At 48.1% G+C, this 437-nt stretch carries 1 protein-coding gene; it reads left to right on the top strand.

The window, feature by feature from the left end; genetic code table 11:
* A partial coding sequence (locus tag KVT34_RS29880) for a ketoacyl-synthetase C-terminal extension domain-containing protein (RefSeq protein WP_302695745.1) occupies positions 1-437 on the top strand: 437 nt, incomplete at both ends.

The following is a 437-nucleotide window of genomic DNA, read 5'->3' as shown; positions in this document are numbered from 1 at the left end:
TTGGTAAGCCTGATCTCCCTGGTGCAGGCTCTACGGTATGAGACCATCCCGGCGAGCCTGCATTGCGAAACCGAAAACAGCTATATTTCGTGGAAGGACAGCCCTTTTTATGTGAACAAAGCCAATAAACCTTGGCAGGAAAAGAGGGAGAAGCGGAGAGTCGGGGCAATAAATTCATTTGGGATGAGCGGGACGAACGCCCACATGGTAGTAAAGAGTTATCCCTCCCGTGAGAGGGAGATGGAGGAAGAGACAGTTCCTAGCTATTTGATAGCTTTGTCAGCGAAGACGGAAAAGGGCTTGCAAGAAAAAATAAATGAATTGCGGGAAATGGTAACGGCAGGGGAAATTACAACGAAAGATTTGGCAGGTATTAGTTACACACTGCTGGAAGGCAGACAGCATTTTCAGTACCGCTTTGCAGCCATCGTGCAAGA

This window comes from Paenibacillus sp. GbtcB18 (genome assembly GCF_019091125.1).
GTDB classification, from domain to species: domain Bacteria; phylum Bacillota; class Bacilli; order Paenibacillales; family NBRC-103111; genus Paenibacillus_F; species Paenibacillus_F chitinolyticus.
This window is presented reverse-complemented; position numbering and strand designations above follow the sequence as displayed.